Genomic DNA, 19,600 nt, shown 5'->3' with positions numbered 1-19,600 from the left:
TAAAAAGAAGCGTAAATGCTTCGTTTCTTAAAGGCGGATAAAAAATGGGTTTGGAGCAGTCTCCTTGACAGTTTTGTTCATATCAGGAGGCTCCCCTCTCTCCCCGCGGAAAGCAAGTGTCTGGAGCGGAAATCAACGGACAATATTAGTCAGATACATGATACATTCTAGCTACACAGAAAAATCTTTAGCGGGTGGGCACTATTAAACCAGGGCTATCCTGCACCTTTTCTCCTAAAATTAGAGTTATCCTGTTCCATTTGGTATAATTGTAAAATAGGAGCCTGCGGTTTCTATGATTAAATCAAGCTTTTTTTACGATTGGGGATGACCTCTGTGTTCAGAATACTTTTGGCTTTAATAATAGTTGTACCTGCACTCGAAATCTGGCTACTGATTTCAATTGGCCAATATATTGGACCATGGCTTACTATACTCCTGATTATTCTGACGGGTATCCTTGGCGCATGGTTGGCAAAATATCAAGGACTCGAAGCATTAAGAAATGCCCAGCAAAAAATGAGCTATGGGCAAATGCCCGGCGATGTGATTATTGATGGAATATGCATATTGGTTGGTGGTGTCCTCCTGCTTACTCCGGGATTCATTTCGGATTCCATTGGATTCTTACTGCTGATTCCTGCTACCAGAAATATCGTGAAGCCATTCATCATCCGAGGAATCCGGAATAGAATGGACAAGGGGCAATTTACCATCATCAACAGAAGATAGAAAGAATGAAAGGCATTGGGAAACCCTTGCCTTTATGAAAATTCATGCTAATATATGAGACAGATAGAATTGAAAAATTTGTAAAAAACACGGGGGATAAACGAATGAAGCACTTATTGAAAGTCTTGCTAGTTTTTACATTAGTATTGACAGGTTTAAGCTTTACAGGGACGGCCTTAGCCGCTAATGGCGACAAAGAAAAAGACAGCATCAATGAAAAGTTCGGCCTGCCGATTGTTGTATATGGCGGTTCACTTTCAGAGGAACAGAAGCAGGAGGTCCGGGAGCTCTTAAATGTGAAGGATCCGGAAATGGTGGAGGAAATCACAGTAACAGGTGAAGACCTGGTAAAGTATATCGATGGGGAAGATCGAAATGCGAGAATGTTCTCTTCTGCTAAAATTACGAGAAAAGAAAAAGGAGAAGGCCTTGCAATCAAAAGGGAAACTCCAAAAAACATTACAGAAGTAACAAATGATATGTACGCCAATGCACTATTGACAGCGGGAATCGAGGACGCTGAGGTTATCGTAGTCTCTCCTGTAAAGGTGAGCGGCCATTCCGCCCTTGTGGGAATCTATAAAGCATATGAAGTAAGCGGCGAGGTTCTGGACAAGGATCGCATGGAGGTAGCCAATGAGGAGCTTAGCCTTGCTACCAATCTTGCAGAAAAAGAAGGCATGGATCAGGAAAAAGTAAGTGAACTGCTGACAGAAATCAAAAAGCAGATTGCAGAGCAGGATCCGGCTACAAAGGAAGACATTGAGAAAATCGTTGAGGAGCAATTACAAAAACTTGAAATTCAGTTAAGTGAGGAAGACCGACAGCTGCTTATCGACTTGTTTGATAAAATGCGGGAGCTTGACATCAACTTTGATGGTGTAAAGCAGCAGCTGGAGGATATTTCAAAGCAAATCAAAGATCGAGTGGAAAATGTAATAGGCAATCCGGGATTCTGGCAGGGAGTTGCTGATTTCTTCCGAGAGCTTTTTCAATCAATCGCTAATCTATTCAAATAATGGAAAAGAGGCTGTTCCGACATTTTCGGGACAGCCTCTTTTTTAGACGGTTCTATTTCTGCCAATGATAAATGCATAGATTTCATTGAAGACACCAGCTTTGTACAGAGTATTGAAAATTACCACTGTGACCGGTCCTACAAGGAGTCCGAGGAATCCGATAAGCTGAAATCCGATAAATAAAGATACCAGGGTAGCCAAAGGGTCCAGTCCGATACTCGATGAGAGGATTTTTGGCTCCATCAGCTGTCGCTGCACAATCACAATAAGGTACAGAACGCCAAGTCCAATGGCAAGTGGAAGATTGCCGCTTATGGCCAGGAAAATAATCCAAGGTACAAAGATCAATCCGGTCCCGAGGTATGGAATAAGATCGACCAACCCTATAATCAATGCAACTGTAATGGCGTATTCCACCCGCAGAATCAATAATCCTATCAGCACAATGACTGTAGTGATGGAAATTAGTGTCGCTTGAGCACGAAGAAATCCAATGAATGCTTTTTGCAGGCTGAGAAAAACCTTTGTAAGGCTTTCTTGCCCTTTTGCAGGAATGATTCTTTTTAATCTATGTTGATGGCGATACCAGTCCTTGCTTATAAAAAATGTGGCGAGTAGGGAAAAGATAAGCACGGTAGCAAAGCTTGGAATCCATGTAATCAATTTCGGGAGGTTTTGCAGGAATGACTGGATGAATTCTCCGACAGTAGTAGCAATGCTTGCACCCATATTCTCTATGTTTGTAAGGACGGACTGCTGCTGCCCTTCTTCAAGACTGTGAAACATCGTGGTTATTTCATTGAAAAAAGGAAGAACCTTGGTTACGATGAATTGCTCGACAAATACAACCAACGTTTCAAAATGGCCAGGTACCACCTTGGCCAAATATTCAGTACCGGAAACAATCTCCACAATCAACAGTGTGACAACACCGGCGACGATGGCAAAGACGGCCATCAATGAAATGAAAACGGCAAAGCTCCTAGGTATCTTTCCTCTTTTTTCGATGATGTTCACAAGGGGGTTAATTAGGAAAGCTAAAGCTAAAGCGATGATGAATGGATAGGCAATGGAAAAAAGATAATAAAAGGAAAGTAATCCTAAAATGGCAATTAGGATAACAAGCAAGCTTCTAAATACAATATGAACGTAATTCCAATTCAACCGCAACACTCCTTTATTTACCAACACTCTCTTTATCCATATTTTACAGCCTTTGAAATTCTTTGGAAAGATAAATGTTTTCAAATAATAGACATTGCCTGGTTCCAAATCTTTTTCATTGGTTTTTTTTATGTTAGGATGGAAATAGGCTCTGGTCTTTTGGAAGGATGGAAAGAATGTTAAGTCAAGCTACTTTATTTTTGGTCATTCTACTTGCGATTGGATTTATTGCGAAAAATCCCTCGCTTATGTTTGCAGTCGGTGTACTGCTCGTTATTAAAGCTATTGGATTGGATAATAAGATATTCCCCTATCTTCAATCAAAAGGCATCAATTGGGGAGTAACGATCATCACGATAGCTGTACTTGTACCGATTGCTACTGGTGATATAGGATTCAAACAGCTGCAGGAGGCCGTCAAATCCTCCTATGCATGGATTGCCCTTGGCGCTGGCATAGCTGTGGCACTGATTGCGAAAAGTGGATTGACGCTGCTTGCAAATGATCCCCACATCACAACTGCTCTTGTTTTTGGGACCATTCTCGCAGTGGCGCTATTCCAGGGGGTTGCAGTAGGGCCATTGATAGGTGCCGGAATTGCCTATTTGGCCATGAAGGCGGTAGAGTACTTTACATAAGGATAATTTTCACAAATTGTTTTTTCGTAATAATATTTTTTTGAGTAGTTTTGTTCTTTTCATTCACAAAGTTCAGATAATTGTTTATAATAGGGACAAGGACACATCCTTCCTATGGGTTACTCTTATTTTGTTCGCCTGGAAGTGCGCGCACATCCCATGATTGAAATGGTTATGGCGCTTATTTTTTTGAATGGAAATGTAAGCATTTTCTTATTTTGATAGAATTATATATGCTTGTTAATCTAATGCAGAAAAAATGTGTATTTATTAACAAGGATGTTTACAATCATTATGGTGAGCAAGCGTTCAATAGGCGGAAGTAGATAAGGATATGGGGAAACTTTACGTAAAGGAGAGGTTTTATATGACAACCACAAAAGGTCTAGAGGGAGTTGTAGCAACAACATCGGCAATCAGTTCCATCATTGATGATACGCTGACGTATGTTGGTTACAATATTGATGATTTAGCAGACCACGCCAGTTTTGAAGAGGTAATCTACCTTTTATGGCATCAGAAATTGCCGAAAAAAGAGGAGTTGGACGCTCTAAAAAAGGAACTGGCGGAAGAAGCTGCCCTTCCACAAGAGGTTATCAACCACTTCAAAACATACCCGATCGAGAAAGTACATCCAATGGCGGCATTGCGCACAGCCGTTTCACTATTAGGTTTATATGACGATGAAGCTGACAATATGGACCAGGACGCCAACTACCACAAAGCGGTACGTCTACAGGCTAAAATGCCGACAATTGTGACAGCGTTCTCAAGAATCCGTAAAGGATTGGATCCCATTGCCCCAAGAACCGATTTAGGTTTCGCGGCAAACTTCCTATACATGCTAACTGGCGATGAGCCATCCGAGATTGCGGTAGAAGCATTCAATAAAGCGCTTGTACTTCATGCGGATCATGAACTGAATGCTTCCACCTTTACAGCACGTGTTTGTGTAGCCACTCTATCTGATGTGTATTCAGGTGTTACGGCAGCAATCGGCGCTTTAAAAGGACCACTTCACGGTGGAGCCAACGAAGCAGTTATGAAAATGCTTTCCGAAATCGGGGAAGTGAAAAATGCAGAAAGCTATATTCGTGAAAAATTGGCAAATAAAGAAAAGATCATGGGCTTCGGTCACCGCGTATACCGTCAAGGCGATCCGCGTGCCAAGCATCTTCGTGCCATGTCCGAAAAGCTTGCTGGATTGACCGGGGAACCGAAATGGTATGAAATTTCTGTAAAAGTGGAAGAAGTTGTAACTTCCGAAAAACCGCTTCCGCCAAACGTGGACTTCTACTCTGCATCCATGTACCACTCTTTAGGTATCGATCATGATCTTTTCACACCAATTTTCGCAGTTAGCCGTGTATCCGGATGGTTGGCGCATATCTTGGAGCAGTATTCCAACAACCGCCTAATTCGTCCTCGTGCGGATTATACTGGACCTGGAAAGCAAGATTATGTACCATTAGAGCAAAGATAATTTATTACTTTCAAGGTAAGGGAGGGCCTCATAACTTCCTCCCTAAATTTCAACTATCATAGGAGGTATTTTACCGTGACTCAAGGAACTAAAATTACAGTAACAAATGGTGTACTTAATGTACCAAACAACCCGGTTATCCCATTTATCGAAGGTGACGGAATCGGCCCTGATATCTGGTCAGCAGCATCAAAGGTTTTAGAAGCGGCTGTGCAAAAAGCATACAATGGTGAAAAAGAAATCGTTTGGAAAGAAGTGTTGGCGGGCGAAAAAGCATTCAACCAAACTGGTGAGTGGTTACCTGCAGAAACATTGGATGTAATCCGTGAATACATAATTGCGATCAAAGGACCTTTAACAACTCCTGTTGGTGGAGGAATCCGTTCTCTAAACGTAGCCTTGCGTCAAGAATTGGATCTTTTCACATGCCTTCGCCCGGTTCGCTATTTCCAAGGGGTGCCTTCACCTGTAAAACGCCCTGAAGATACGGATATGGTCATCTTCCGTGAAAATACAGAAGACATCTACGCTGGCATCGAGTATGCAAAAGGTTCTGCAGAAGTGGAAAAGCTTATCAACTTCCTTCAAAATGAAATGGGAGTAAACAAAATCCGCTTCCCTGAAACTTCCGGTATCGGAATCAAGCCTGTTTCTCAGGAAGGTACTTCCCGCCTGGTTCGTGCTGCAATCAACTATGCAATTGAGCATGGCCGTAAATCTTTAACTTTGGTACACAAAGGAAACATCATGAAGTATACAGAGGGTGCTTTCAAGAACTGGGGTTATGAACTGGCTGAAAAAGAATTCGGCGATAAAGTATTTACTTGGGCTCAATACGACCGTATTGCTGAATCGGAAGGAAAAGACGCTGCAAATAAAGCACAGGAAGCTGCAGAAGCAGAAGGAAAGATTCTTGTGAAGGATTCCATTGCAGATATCTTCTTGCAACAGATCCTTACTCGTCCAAAAGAATTTGATGTAGTTGCTACCATGAACCTGAATGGAGACTATATCTCTGATGCATTGGCTGCACAGGTTGGTGGAATAGGTATTGCTCCTGGAGCAAACATCAACTATGAAACAGGACATGCGATTTTCGAAGCTACTCATGGAACGGCTCCTAAATATGCTGGTCTGGACAAAGTGAACCCATCTTCCGTTATCCTTTCAGGTGTACTGATGCTTGAGCACCTTGGTTGGACAGAAGCTGCGAAATTGGTAATGGATGCAATGGAAAAATCCATCTCTTCCAAAGTGGTAACATATGACTTTGCACGTCTGATGGATGGCGCGACAGAAGTTAAATGCTCTGAGTTCGGAGAAGAATTAATTAAAAATATGTAATAGATTGTGAGGCTGGATGCTTAGCTTCAACATAAACACTTTGGGCTGGGAGGAATAGTTCATGACAATGAGGCGTAAAAAGGTTTCCGTAATCGGTGGAGGTTTCACAGGTGCCACTACAGCGTTTTTACTGGCACAAAAAGAGCTTGCAGATGTGGTATTAGTAGATATTCCACAAATGGAGAACCCTACTAAAGGTAAAGCTTTGGATATGCTGGAAGCTGGTCCGGTACAAGGATTTGATGCAAATATTACTGGTACATCCAACTACACAGACACTGCAGACTCCGACATCGTAGTCATTACAGCGGGTATTGCGCGTAAGCCTGGGATGAGCCGTGATGACCTAGTTACAACAAACCAAAACATCATGAAAAGTGTAACGAGAGAAATCGTAAAGTATTCACCAGAATGCTTTATCATCGTATTGACCAATCCTGTTGATGCAATGACTTACACAGTATTCCAAGAGTCCGGCTTCCCGAAAAACCGTGTAATCGGTCAATCGGGTGTGCTTGATACAGCCCGTTTCCGTACATTCGTTTCCCAGGAGCTTAACTTGTCAGTAAAGGACATTACAGGTTTTGTTCTAGGCGGACATGGGGATGATATGGTGCCATTGGTGCGCTATTCCTATGCTGGAGGTATCCCGCTTCAAACTCTGCTTCCGCAAGATCGTCTGGATGCCATCGTGGAAAGAACAAGAAAAGGCGGCGGAGAGATAGTTAACCTTTTAGGTAACGGTAGTGCATACTACGCCCCAGCTGCATCCATGGTGGAAATGGTGGAAGCCATCCTTAAAGACCAGCGTCGTGTACTTCCTTCCATCGCATACCTTGAAGGAGAATATGGACATGAAGGTATCTACCTTGGAGTTCCTACCATCCTTGGTGCTGGTGGAATCGAGAAGATCATCGAGCTTGAGTTGACCGAGGAAGAAAGCTCTGCCCTTGCGAAATCAGTAGAATCTGTTAAAAGCGTAATGAAAGTATTATCATAATAGTGAGTAGGTTCGGGGAGAATATCCCCGAATTTTTTCGCAAGATGATGTAATCGCTTTCACAATTGGAGGTGTCACAATGTTACTTGGTAAAAAGAGAAAACTTGGAAGAAGACTCGAAGAAATTCAAGTGGGTGAAAAGCTCGCTCTAACCGAAAAGATTGAAGACAAGGATCTGCTTCTGTATCTGGGATTGACCAATGATGCCAATCCATTGTACATTCAGCATGACTATGCATCTCAGACACCATTTAAGAAGCCGATTGTTCCTAGTATCATGTTAACTGGAATCATCACCTCTGCAGTTTCAAAGTATTTGCCAGGCCCGGGAAGCCATGTGGTAGAACAACAGCTATCCTTTCCAAAGCCTGTTTACCATTATGCAACGATTCAATTTCAATTTGAGATTGTTGATGTGAACGAAGATAAGCACACCATTGAAATGACGGTCCTTGGGACAAACGAAAAGGAAGAAACGGTAGCAAAAGGAACAATAACCGTCTGTCCTCCTCATCGATTGGAATCTATGGAAAGCAGTGCAATGGATAACTTCTAAAAAGAGCTCATTTGGGCTCTTTTTTCTATTTATTGTGAAGAAATAATTTAAGGTGTATGATGGTATTGTAAATACATAGATAGATATTCATGGATGAATAGGGGCTTTCCAAAACAATTGGTGGAGGAACAAGATGAGTAAAAAGATTTTGATCGTTGACGATGAGCAGTCCATTGTAACTTTATTGCAATATAACTTGCAGCAGGCAGGATTTGATGTGTCAGTTGCGATGGATGGGGAGAAAGGGCTTAATAAAGCAGCTGATGAGCAATTTGATATGATTGTTCTGGACTTGATGCTTCCAAAAATGGATGGTATAGAGGTGTGCAAGGAACTTAGGCAACGAAAAATAAACACTCCCATTTTGATGCTTACCGCAAAAGATGATGAATTTGATAAGGTGTTGGGTCTCGAACTAGGTGCTGATGATTATATGACAAAACCTTTCAGTCCAAGAGAAGTGGTCGCCCGTGTAAAGGCTATCCTGAGAAGGACACAGCTTTTGTCAGGTCATGAGGACAACATGAAGGATGAGGATCCTTCCGAAAAGATAGTCATCGGGGAAATAAAGATATTGCCGGAGCATTATGAAGCGTACTTCCAAAATGAACGTATAGAATTGACTCCTAAGGAATTTGAGCTTCTTGTCTATTTAGCAAAAAATAAAGGCAGGGTTTTGACCCGGGATCAGCTGTTAAGTGCAGTTTGGAACTACGATTTTGCCGGGGACACCAGGATTGTGGACGTGCATATCAGCCACTTGCGGGAGAAAATCGAAAAAGATACAAAAAAACCTACATATATAAAGACAATAAGAGGGTTAGGTTACAAGCTTGAGGAACCGAAATTAGATGAGTAGGTTTCGTTCCCGTCTGCTTTTTGCTTTAATTACGCTCATTATTGTCGTTCTTGTCGGGTTGGGGCTTTTATTGGGACAGCTTTTTAAGAGTTTTTATCTTAATACATTCAATCAGCGTCTTGAGAAAGAAACCAACCTCGTCACGCTTTTAGTGGAAGAGGAAGAAACAATCACGCCTGCGCTTCAAAAACACCTCGAGGATATCGGAAAGACGTTATCTGCGAGAATCAGTATCACAGATCTGGATGGCACCATTCAGTATGATACGGATGGCAGTGTACAACCAGAAGAGGATTCCCATCAGGATGTGCTGCAGCAGATCATTGAAAAAAACAAAGACAAGCAACGTATCTATTATGAACGAAATGATGAAATGTACTATTATGGTGCTTCCTTGATGAGAGATGGTGAACGCGCTGGCTTTGTGGTTTTAAGCACGCCTGTAGAATCCCTCCACAGGGTCAATCAACAAATCTGGGGACTATTGATTGCAAGTCTCGGTGCTGCACTTGTTGTCATTCTTTTACTGGGGGTCAGAATTACAGCCCAATATACGAGACCGATTGAATCGGCAACAAAAGTGGCAATGGAGCTTGCCAAAGGTAATTATAAAGCGAGAACCTACGAGGAGCACGTGGACGAGACAGGGATGCTCAGCCAATCGATCAATGTGCTTGCAAGAAACCTGCAGGACATGACAAAAGCGCAGGAAATGCAACAGGATCGACTCAGCACATTAATTGAAAATATGGGAAGCGGCTTGATATTGATTGATGGAAGAGGTTATGTGAATCTGATCAATCGTGCTTATAAGGAAACCTTTCATGTAGAGCAATCCGACTATTTATACCGCTTATACTACGAAGCCTTGGAGCATAAGGAAGTAGTGGAGCTGGTGGAAGAGATTTTCATGACCGAGGTCCGTGTAAGAAAGCAGCTTGTGCTTCCCCTTAAAATTGAACGAAAGCATTTTGAGGTTTACGGGGCACCTATCATCGGTTTTAATGATGAGTGGAAAGGGATTGTGCTCGTTTTCCATGATATCTCAGAGCTGAAAAAATTGGAGCAGATGAGAAAGGACTTCGTGGCTAACGTATCTCATGAATTGAAGACACCGATCACTTCCATTAAGGGGTTTTCGGAGACTCTCCTGGATGGAGCGATGAACGACAAAGAGACAATGCAGTACTTCCTTTCCATCATTTTAAAAGAGAGTGAGAGACTTCAGTCATTGATAGAGGACTTGTTGGATCTTTCCAAAATAGAAAGGCAAGGCTTCAAACTGAATATGGATTATGTGGATATTCATCACTTATTGGAAGATATCCTTATCATTCTTGAAGCGAAAGCAAAAGGGAAAGAAATTGATCTTGAGCTGGTGAAAGCAAAAAGGGACTTGTTCATTTTTGGCGATAACCCTCGAGTGAAACAGATATTCATTAATCTAATCAATAATGCATTAGCCTATACCCCGTCCGGCGGCAAAGTGAGCGTGATAGTCCAGGATGCAGGTGACAAGGTAGAAATAACCGTTTCAGATTCAGGAATTGGAATGGATGAAGAGGAGATACCCCGAATTTTCGAGCGCTTTTATAGGGTAGATAAAGCGCGGAGCAGAAATTCCGGGGGTACAGGGTTAGGGCTGGCAATTGTCAAACACCTGGTGGAAGCGCACCACGGCAGTATTACAGTTGAAAGTAAAGTGAACAGCGGGACAACATTTAAGGTGAAATTGTCCAAAGAAAACAAAGATTTACAATAGCTTTACATTTCTTCCATTACTGCTTAACAAACCTCTGTTACTATTACTATTGAAAACCCCTTCATCCAAGGAGCCAATTTTGGCAGGCGAGAACACCTCTGTTCTCGCCTTCTTTTTTTATGAATAGGATGTTTTCGCAATCATTGTTGCTTTTTAGATAAGGTGCAATCTTTAAATGAAACCGTTGATTGCAGCGAGGGACACAAGATTCCCCGGGAACGGATGGGAGCCTCCTCGGCTTCGCCTGTGGGGTCTCCCATGCCCTTTACTTTCCCGCAGGAGTCAAGTGTCCTCCGCTACAATCAACTCAGTTTTTTTGATATTATTTGCTCCGCTGAAATGAAAAGATGAGACAATGCCCAATTTTCAAAGCTTTAAAAGGCAAGTATTATACATAGAGTCACCCCTGTTGGTTGGAGTGCAAGGCGTGAGACTCCTTGAAAATGCAAGCATTTTCTGCGTGCGATGTATCGCTGCCGGAGCCTTCCTTGTCCTGCGGGAGATAGCGGTTGACTTGAGACCCCGCAGGCTATGCCGAGGAGGCTCAAGCATCGCCCCGCGGAAAGCGAACGTCTGGAACGGAGACCAACAGGGCGTTTACTGTCCACATTTCATCTTTAGTCCAGCTACCTATGCTTAAAACAACAGTCTTTAGGAAAAGAGCCTATGAAAATGAAAAACCTCTGTAAAAAAAGAAACTTTCCTGTAACTTGAACGTATTAATCACTGAGAACAAAAAAAGGGGAGAAGACAACAGTGATGAGTTTAAAGCGCATTTATACAACTGTTTTTCTTGTGGTGCTGGCTGTCATGCTTGGAATAGTGGCTTTCAGTTCATGGTACACAGTCGATCAATCCGAACAGGCTGTCATCCAGACCTTCGGGAAAGTGGAAGAGGGAATAAGTGAACCGGGTCTGCACTTCAAGATGCCTTGGCCGATCCAGACTGTGGAAAAGCTGTCAAAAGAGACATTCAGCTTACAGTTCGGCTATGAGGAAAAGAATGGAGAAGTTGTAGAATTCACCAGTGATACAAAAATGATAACCGGAGATGAAAATATCGTCCTGGCAGACATGGTCGTCATGTGGAAGATAACCAACCCGGGTAAATACCTATATAATTCGGACGACCCGCAAGCGGTCCTTTATAACGCAACATCCGCTTCTTTAAGAAGTATCATCGGAAGCTCGCAAATCGATGAAGCATTAACATCAGGGAAAGGCCAGATCGAAGTGGAGGTTTTTGATCTATTAACCTCACTTATGGAAAAGTATGACGTTGGTATTTCGGTAACTGCGGTCAAGCTGCAGGATGTGGAGCTACCGAATGCGGAGGTTCGTAAAGCATTTACCAATGTTACTGATGCCCGGGAAACGATGAATACCAAAAGAAATGAAGCCGAACGCTACCGAAACCAAAAAATGAATGAAGCACAAGGGGAAATGGAAGCTATCATCTCAAGGGCGGAAGGGGAAAAGGCAGCCCGAGTCGAGCAGGCACGTGGAGATGTTGCCAGGTTCAATTCCCTGTATGCGGAATATGTAAATGCACCTGAGCTGACTAGAAAACGATTGATCCTAGAGACAATGGAAGAAGTCCTTCCGTACGCAGAGATATATATCATGAATGATGATGGCAATACGATGAAGTACTTCCCGATTCGTCCAATGGAGAGAACGGAAACGACGGGCACAACTCCTAAGCCTCCAACAACGCAGGAAGGAAGTGGGACAAATGAGTGATCAGAACATCATAGATTTAGAGGGGCGTAAACCTACCTATGAGTGGAGGAAAATGGTCAGGGGCGGATTAATAGCGGTTCTCCTAATCGTCCTTCTGGGAGTTGGCCTTGCGAATGTATTTGTGGTAAAAGAAGGTGAATATAAGGTAGTCAGGCAGTTTGGGGAAGTAGTGAAAATAGTAGATGAACCAGGACTCAACTTCAAGGTGCCATTCGTGCAGACGGTTGCGACCGTCCCGAAATACCAGATGCTCTATGATGAAGCTGGAGCGGAAATCAATACAAAAGATAAGAAACGGATGCTCATTGATAACTATGTCGTATGGCGTGTGGAAGATCCGAGAATGATGATTGACAGCCTTGCGAATATTATCAATGCAGAAACGAAAATGTCCGAGTTTGTATTTTCAGTCGTCAGAACGGAGCTTGGTCAATTAGATTATGATGAGATTGTCAATGATGAGAAGTCGTCAAGGGGAAGCCTGAATGACCGTGTAACGGAAAGAGTCAATGAGCTTCTTGCAAAAGACGGTTACGGGATTGTTGTAACGGATGTAAGAATGAGGCAAACGGATCTGCCTCCGGAAAATGAACAATCCGTCTTTACCCGCATGATTTCCGAGCGTGAGTCCACTGCTCAGGACTACCTATCCAAAGGGGATGCCGATAAAAACATCATCATTGCCAACACAGATAAAGAGGTTCGTGAAATTCTTGCAAAAGCGGAAGCGGACGCAGATGTCATCCGTGGAACAGGAGAAGGGGAAGCAGCGAAAATATACAATGACACCTTCTCGAAGGATCCCGAGTTCTACGAGCTATACCGTACACTCGAGTCCTATAAGAAAACCATCAACGGTGAAACGGTGATCGTACTACCGTCAAGTTCCCCATATGCACGACTCCTAATGGGCTATATGGAGTAAGAAAAAATCAATAATGCCGCAATTTTTCTTTCTGTTCTTATCCATGATAAAATAGAGAGGGAGATTGCGGCTTTTTATATTTTTGAAAGAAGTATTTACATAGACCATAAAAGGAAGAAGGAGGAATTCACATGGCAAACAAATTAGTCCTGATCGATGGAAACAGCATTGCATATCGCGCATTTTTTGCGCTGCCCCTCTTAAGCAATGAAAAGGGTATACATACAAATGCGATTTACGGATTCACAATGATGCTGATGAGGATCTTGGAGGAAGAAAAACCGACACATATGCTTGTGGCCTTTGATGCAGGAAAAACAACCTTCCGACATAAAACATTCGGGGAATACAAGGGTGGAAGACAAAAGACCCCACCTGAGCTTTCCGAGCAATTCTCCTTTTTAAGAGAGTTATTGGATGCCTATAATATTAAACGCTATGAACTGCCGGAATACGAGGCGGATGATATTATCGGAACCCTTGCCCGCCAGGCAGCCAACGATGATTTTACCGTAAAGATCATTTCCGGTGACAAGGATTTGACTCAGCTTGCAACCGATAAGATAACGGTGGATATCACGAAAAAAGGGATTACGGATGTTGACTCCTATACACCTGCCTTCATTGAAGAGAAGTATGGCTTGAATGTGGATCAGATTATTGATATGAAGGGCTTGATGGGTGATTCCTCCGATAACATCCCTGGGGTTCCGGGAGTCGGGGAAAAGACGGCAATTAAGCTGTTGAAGGAATTTGGCACCATTGAAAAGCTCCTGGAATCCATCGATCAGGTCAGCGGGAAAAAGCTGAAGGAGAAGCTGGAGGAGAACAAGGAGCAGGCAATCATGAGCAAGGAGCTTGCGACGATCATGACGGAAGCGCCAGTTGAACTGCAGGTGGATGAACTTATCTATGAAGGTTTTGATAAGAAGAAAGTCATCTCGATATTCAAGGAACTGAGCTTCAACTCCTTATTGGAAAAGATGGGGGACGAAGGGGAAACAGTTACGGAGGACTTAACGGACATTACGTTTGATGTAGTGGAAGAGTTGACTGCCGACCATTTTGCAAAAGAGAACTTCTTCATGGTAGAGGTCCTGGAGGAAAACTACCACCGGGCAGACATACAAGGGTTCGCACTAGTGAATGAAAAGGGCAACTTCTTCATTCCGACTGAAGTGGCACTAAAGTCAGACGAATTTAAAGACTTTGCAGCAGATTCCACAAAAAAGAAGACCGTCTTTGACGCCAAACGGGCAATCGTGGCACTGAAATGGCAGGGAATCGAGCTGAACGGGATAGATTTTGATTTTATTATCGCATCCTACATCGTTAACCCGTCCGATACCTCAACGGATCTTGCGGAGATTGCACGGAAGAAAGGGTATCATCAGATTGAGACGGATGAAGCGGTCTATGGCAAGGGTGCAAAACGGGCAGTGCCGGATCAAGGGACGGTATCTCAGCATCTTGTTCGCAAAACGTTTGCGATGCAGGAGATGAAGGAGTCTTTTATCCATGAATTGAAAGATAACGAACAGCTTGAGTTGTTTGAGGAACTCGAAATGCCATTGACACTTGTACTTGCGGAAATGGAAGCGCTCGGTATTAAAGTTGATAAAACCCGCCTGGAGGATATGGGACACGACTTATCAGAAAAACTAGAGAAGATTGAAGAGAACATATTTGAGCTTGCCGGTGAAAAGTTCAACATCAACTCGCCAAAGCAGCTTGGTGTCATTCTTTTTGAAAAGCTTGGACTTCCACCGGTGAAGAAAACGAAAACAGGATACTCCACTTCAGCCGATGTACTTGAAAAGCTGGCGGACAAGCATGAGGTCATCCGGCAGATCCTTCTCTATCGTCAATTGGGAAAATTGAAATCAACCTATATCGAAGGCTTGTTGAAGGTTGTGCATGAAGACACCAATAAAATCCATACACGCTTCAATCAGGCGCTAACCCAAACTGGAAGATTAAGCTCCATTGATCCAAATCTCCAGAATATTCCGGTCCGTCTGGAGGAAGGCAGGAGAATCAGGGAAGCATTCATTCCGTCACATAAGGATTGGGTCATTTTTGCGGCGGACTATTCCCAGATTGAGTTAAGGGTCCTTGCCCATATTGCCAATGATGAAAAGCTGATTGAAGCATTCAGGGAAGATGCAGATATTCATACGAAAACCGCCATGGATGTGTTTCATGTTACAGAGGATAAAGTTACTTCCAATATGAGACGCCAGGCGAAGGCGGTCAACTTCGGTATTGTCTATGGAATCAGCGACTATGGTTTATCGCAAAGTCTGGATATCACGCGCAAAGAAGCAAAGCAGTTCATTGACCGCTATCTGGAGAGCTTCCCGGGAGTCAAGCAGTATATGGATGACGTGGTACTCGAAGCAAAGGATAAGGGCTATGTAACGACCCTGCTTCACCGTCGCCGCTATTTGCCGGAGATCACAAGCAGCAACTTCAATCTTAGAAGCTTTGCTGAGAGAACAGCGATGAACACCCCAATCCAGGGCAGTGCAGCAGACATCATCAAGAAGGCGATGATCGAAATGTCGATGAGATTGGAAAAAGAAAACATGCAGGCGAAAGTGCTGCTGCAGGTGCATGATGAACTTGTTTTTGAAGCTCCGAAAGAAGAAATAGAAAAATTGAAGAAAATCGTACCGGAAGTGATGGAGCAAGCACTGGAGCTGACCGTTCCGTTGAAGGTCGACTACTCCTACGGCTCCACCTGGTACGATGCGAAATGATGTAAGGAGGTGTTTTTATGCCAGAACTTCCAGAGGTTGAAACCGTCAGAAAAACACTTCTACAGCTGGTACAGGGAAAGAAGATTGAAGCGGTAAGGGTTCTTTGGCCAAAAATGGTGAAGGAGCCGGATGATGTCGCCATGTTTGAGCATATGCTTGTGGGGCAGACCATCCAGACGATAGGTCGTAGGGGGAAATTCCTTCTTTTCTATCTGGATGACTATTGCATGGTTTCTCATCTTCGTATGGAAGGCAAATATGGACTTTATCAAAAGGATGAACCTTCCAATAAGCATACCCATGTGTTCTTCCATTTTGAGGACGGAACAGAGCTCCGCTACCAGGACGTGAGGAAGTTCGGAACGCTCCACCTTTACAGAAAAGGGGATGAGCTGAAGGCGAAGTCGCTTGCAAGCCTTGGACCGGAACCTTTTGACGAAGAATTCAGCCTCGCAGGCTTCAAGGCAAGCCTCTCCAGGAAGAACCGGAATATAAAAGCGGTCCTGCTTGACCAGACCGTGGTAGTGGGACTTGGCAATATATATGTGGATGAAGCCCTTTTTCGTGCAGGAGTACACCCTGAACGGTTGGCCAACACTCTATCAGATCAGGAACTTGAAATATTGCAGAAGGAAATTATCCTCACGCTCCAGGAAGCGGTAGAAAAGGGCGGGAGTACCATCCGCTCCTACGTCAATTCCCAAGGTCAGATCGGCATGTTCCAGCTTGAACTGTTTGTGTACGGTAGAAAAGGGGAAACCTGCAAAAAGTGTGGATCCGAAATAGAAAAATCAGTCGTAGCAGGAAGAGGGACCCATACATGTCCGATCTGCCAGCCGAAAGAAAGATAATTCTCACGTCCGGAAAAACACATCGAATGGGCTCCTGCCATATACTATCTCAGTGATAGTTAGGGAGGAGCTCTTTATGATTCCATACATCTCACTTATTCTTTTAGCATTTGCTGTCAGTCTGGACAGTTTCAGTGTCGGTTTGACATACGGCCTCAGAAAAATGCATATGCCGCTCAAATCGATCAGTATCATTGCATGCTGCTCTGCTGTTTCACTTTTGCTGGCGATGTTTGTTGGCACGATACTTACAACGTTCCTTTCTCCTGTCTACGCAGAGAGTATAGGAGGAGCGATTCTCATTCTTCTTGGAGTCTGGGTGCTGTATCAGTTTTTCAAGTCGAATGCGTCTAAGGATCCAACACTGATTGGAGAGAAAATCTTATTCAATCTGGAAATCAAGTCTTTGGGAGTCGTCATCAATATTTTGAGGAAGCCGACAGAAGCGGATTTTGACAAATCAGGGTCCATCACTGGACTGGAGGCATTCTTCCTGGGGATTGCATTATCGCTTGACGCATTCGGAGCGGGGATAGGTGCTGCGTTGTTAGGATATTCCCCGTGGATGATGGCTGTTTCTGTAGCGATGATGAGTTCCTTATTTGTTATCACTGGCATAAAGCTTGGAAGAATCTTTTCCGGAGTATCTTGGATGAACAAATTTTCTTTTTTGCCAGGTGTTTTACTTATTATTATCGGGATTATCAAGATTTGAGGCTATCTGTTCCCACAGAAGCCTCTTCCATTAGAGAGGAGTTGGACTGGCCGATGATTATTGGACTGACCGGCGGTATAGCCAGTGGTAAAAGTACGGTAGCTTCAATGCTGAAGGAATGTGGACTGCCGATTGTTGATGCAGATGTAGTAGCCCGCGAAGTGGTGGAAGTTGGTGAGGAAACCTATGAAAAATTAGTTTCAGAGTTTGGAGAAGGCATTTTGCAGGAGGACAGATCTCTGGACCGGGTAAAGCTAGGGAAACTCATTTTTGAAAACAAAGAAAAAAGAGAGCGTTTAAATTCCATCATGCATCCAAGTATACGTAACAGAATGAAGGAAGAGACGAAGGAGTATCTAAATAGAGGATATCAAACGGTTGTCATGGATATTCCACTGCTGTTTGAAAGCAAGCTCACCCATCTGGTAGAAAAGACTTTGCTTGTCTATGTGGATGAAGAGGTGCAACTTGATAGGCTGATGAGAAGAAATGATTTATCCCGCGAGGATGCCATGGCCAGAATCTCCTCACAAATGCCGCTCCGGGAAAAAGTGGATCTAGCTAATGAAGTTATACAAAACAACGGATCAATAGAAGAAACAAAAGAACAGCTACATACTATATTGAAGAAATGGGCTATCCAAAAATAGGGATATGCCCTTTTTTAAATTTTTTCATGACATAATCAAATTAAATATGTTATACTAATTGCAAGTAATCATAACATAAGTATAACATATATACAGAAATGGGGAATTTGCATGAAGGCAAGGGTTGCAATTAATGGTTTTGGACGTATTGGAAGAATGGTATTTAGACGTGCCATCCAAGAGGAAGGTTTGAATATTGTTGCAATCAATGCGAGCTATCCAGCCGAAACGTTAGCTCATTTAATTAAGTATGACACAAATCATGGGCGTTTCGATGCGGATGTCTACGCGGAGGACAACGCTCTTATTGTAAATGGTAAGCGCATTCAATTGGTCAATAACCGTAATCCGGAAGAATTGCCTTGGAAGGAAATGAATATTGATATCGTAATTGAAGCGACAGGGAAATTCAATGCACGCGATAAAGCGGCACTTCATCTGCATGCAGGGGCAAAGCGAGTGATTCTCACTGCGCCTGGTAAAGAAGAGGATGTAACCATCGTAATGGGTGTAAATGAAAAAGCCTTGGATTTGGATCAGCATTATGTCATTTCAAATGCATCTTGTACGACGAACTGCTTGGCACCTGTTGTGAAAGTCCTCGATGAGCAGTTCGGAATTGAAAATGGCCTGATGACGACGGTCCATGCTTATACGAATGATCAGAAAAACATCGATAATCCTCATAAGGACCTGAGACGTGCGAGAGCGTGCGGCCAGTCCATCATCCCGACGTCGACCGGTGCAGCGAAAGCATTGTCCCTTGTATTGCCTCATCTGAAGGGCAAACTTCATGGGATGGCATTACGTGTACCTACACCGAATGTCTCGCTGGTAGACTTGGTTGTGGACTTAAAGCAGCCTGTAACAGTGGATGATATAAACAATGCTTTCCAAACAGCTGCAGTCGGATCCATGGACGGCATCCTGGGTATAACCATGGAGCCTCTAGTGTCAGTCGATTTCAATACCAATCCACACTCGGCAGTGATCGATGGTCTATCCACTATGGTAATGGGGGAAACTAAGGTGAAAGTATTGGCTTGGTATGACAACGAGTGGGGCTACTCCTGCCGTGTTGTGGACCTGGTTCATTATGTAGCGGAGAAAATGGTGGAAGCGAAAGAAGTAATGGCTGGATAATATTTCACATAGTATGAACTGAAAAAATGTGAAAGCGGTTAACATCCCATGTTAGCCGCTTTTTTGCGTTGGAAGAATAGGGAGGATGAATTCTTTCTATTTTTGATAACAAAAAAATATGAAATGTATGTTGCAAAACTAATATAAAAACAGTATACTATTTTTCGTGAACTTCTTGAAACGGTTATGTGGCTACTTAAAGGGTTAGGACCTCTCTGGACTAACTTTCCCCCGTGGTAGTAATACAATAATCA

Annotated in this window: 17 protein-coding genes; 16 read left to right on the top strand and 1 reads right to left on the bottom strand. The window is 43.3% G+C overall.

What is annotated here, in order from left to right; genetic code table 11:
• Positions 1–336 precede the first annotated feature (336 nt).
• Both ACFVAD_RS13625 and ACFVAD_RS13620 read left to right on the top strand, forming a co-directional pair.
• Positions 337–732 carry an FxsA family protein gene (locus ACFVAD_RS13625; protein ID WP_386640842.1) on the top strand — a complete coding sequence of 132 codons (396 nt, stop codon included), beginning with the start codon at positions 337–339 and terminating at the stop codon, positions 730–732.
• A 104-nt stretch (positions 733–836) separates the two neighbouring features.
• Positions 837–1,751, top strand: a complete 915-nt coding sequence (locus ACFVAD_RS13620; protein ID WP_386640839.1) for a DUF1002 domain-containing protein — start codon at positions 837–839, stop codon at positions 1,749–1,751.
• A 42-nt stretch (positions 1,752–1,793) separates the two neighbouring features.
• On the opposite strand, the gene ytvI is transcribed toward ACFVAD_RS13620, so the two are convergent.
• Positions 1,794–2,915, bottom strand: a complete 1,122-nt coding sequence (ytvI, locus tag ACFVAD_RS13615; RefSeq protein WP_386640836.1) for a sporulation integral membrane protein YtvI — start codon at positions 2,913–2,915, stop codon at positions 1,794–1,796.
• A gap of 176 nt (positions 2,916–3,091) precedes the next feature.
• Between ytvI and ACFVAD_RS13610 the strand changes: the two genes are divergently transcribed.
• The 14 genes from ACFVAD_RS13610 to ACFVAD_RS13545 all read left to right on the top strand — a co-directional run bounded on the left by ACFVAD_RS13610 (position 3,092) and on the right by ACFVAD_RS13545 (position 19,346).
• Positions 3,092–3,553, top strand: a complete 462-nt coding sequence (locus ACFVAD_RS13610) for a DUF441 domain-containing protein (RefSeq protein ID WP_386640834.1) — start codon at positions 3,092–3,094, stop codon at positions 3,551–3,553.
• 367 nt (positions 3,554–3,920) lie between these two features.
• Entirely contained in the window at positions 3,921–5,036 is a 1,116-nt protein-coding gene (gene citZ / locus ACFVAD_RS13605; RefSeq protein WP_386640832.1) for a citrate synthase, read from the top strand.
• Between the two features lie 75 nt (positions 5,037–5,111).
• The gene (gene icd, locus ACFVAD_RS13600; protein WP_386640830.1) at positions 5,112–6,380 is read left to right on the top strand and encodes an NADP-dependent isocitrate dehydrogenase; all 1,269 of its coding nucleotides are present in this window, start codon (positions 5,112–5,114) and stop codon (positions 6,378–6,380) included.
• Positions 6,381–6,441: 61 nt separating this feature from the next.
• Positions 6,442–7,380 carry a malate dehydrogenase gene (mdh, locus tag ACFVAD_RS13595; RefSeq protein ID WP_386640827.1) on the top strand — a complete coding sequence of 313 codons (939 nt, stop codon included), beginning with the start codon at positions 6,442–6,444 and terminating at the stop codon, positions 7,378–7,380.
• A gap of 79 nt (positions 7,381–7,459) precedes the next feature.
• Positions 7,460–7,936 (top strand): MaoC/PaaZ C-terminal domain-containing protein, encoded by a 477-nt coding sequence (locus ACFVAD_RS13590; protein ID WP_386640824.1) that lies wholly within the window; start codon positions 7,460–7,462, stop codon positions 7,934–7,936.
• A gap of 133 nt (positions 7,937–8,069) precedes the next feature.
• On the top strand, positions 8,070–8,795 hold the full coding sequence (locus tag ACFVAD_RS13585; RefSeq protein ID WP_386640821.1) for a response regulator transcription factor: 726 nt from the start codon (positions 8,070–8,072) through the stop codon (positions 8,793–8,795).
• Positions 8,788–10,557, top strand: coding sequence for a two-component system histidine kinase PnpS (gene pnpS / locus ACFVAD_RS13580; protein ID WP_386640819.1), 1,770 nt, complete (start codon positions 8,788–8,790; stop codon positions 10,555–10,557). Before ACFVAD_RS13585 ends, pnpS begins: the two co-directional genes overlap by 8 nt.
• 759 nt (positions 10,558–11,316) lie before the next feature.
• The gene (gene hflK / locus ACFVAD_RS13575; RefSeq protein ID WP_386640876.1) at positions 11,317–12,300 is read left to right on the top strand and encodes an FtsH protease activity modulator HflK; all 984 of its coding nucleotides are present in this window, start codon (positions 11,317–11,319) and stop codon (positions 12,298–12,300) included.
• Complete coding sequence (hflC, locus tag ACFVAD_RS13570) at positions 12,293–13,225, top strand: protease modulator HflC (RefSeq protein ID WP_386640816.1); 933 nt, start codon at positions 12,293–12,295, stop codon at positions 13,223–13,225. The genes hflK and hflC overlap by 8 nt, the downstream gene beginning before the upstream one ends.
• 131 nt (positions 13,226–13,356) lie before the next feature.
• Positions 13,357–15,987 (top strand): DNA polymerase I, encoded by a 2,631-nt coding sequence (polA, locus tag ACFVAD_RS13565; RefSeq protein ID WP_386640813.1) that lies wholly within the window; start codon positions 13,357–13,359, stop codon positions 15,985–15,987.
• Between the two features lie 17 nt (positions 15,988–16,004).
• The gene (gene mutM / locus ACFVAD_RS13560; RefSeq protein WP_386640810.1) at positions 16,005–16,838 is read left to right on the top strand and encodes a DNA-formamidopyrimidine glycosylase; all 834 of its coding nucleotides are present in this window, start codon (positions 16,005–16,007) and stop codon (positions 16,836–16,838) included.
• Between the two features lie 76 nt (positions 16,839–16,914).
• Positions 16,915–17,553 carry a sporulation membrane protein YtaF gene (gene ytaF, locus ACFVAD_RS13555; protein ID WP_386640808.1) on the top strand — a complete coding sequence of 213 codons (639 nt, stop codon included), beginning with the start codon at positions 16,915–16,917 and terminating at the stop codon, positions 17,551–17,553.
• 53 nt (positions 17,554–17,606) lie between these two features.
• Positions 17,607–18,203 (top strand): dephospho-CoA kinase, encoded by a 597-nt coding sequence (gene coaE, locus ACFVAD_RS13550; protein ID WP_386640805.1) that lies wholly within the window; start codon positions 17,607–17,609, stop codon positions 18,201–18,203.
• 111 nt (positions 18,204–18,314) lie between these two features.
• Entirely contained in the window at positions 18,315–19,346 is a 1,032-nt protein-coding gene (locus ACFVAD_RS13545; RefSeq protein WP_386640802.1) for a glyceraldehyde-3-phosphate dehydrogenase, read from the top strand.
• Positions 19,347–19,600 lie beyond the last annotated feature (254 nt).

Origin of the sequence: Sutcliffiella sp. NPDC057660, assembly GCF_042800035.1 — a bacterium.
Lineage (GTDB): Bacteria > Bacillota > Bacilli > Bacillales > Bacillaceae_I > Sutcliffiella_A.
This window is presented reverse-complemented; position numbering and strand designations above follow the sequence as displayed.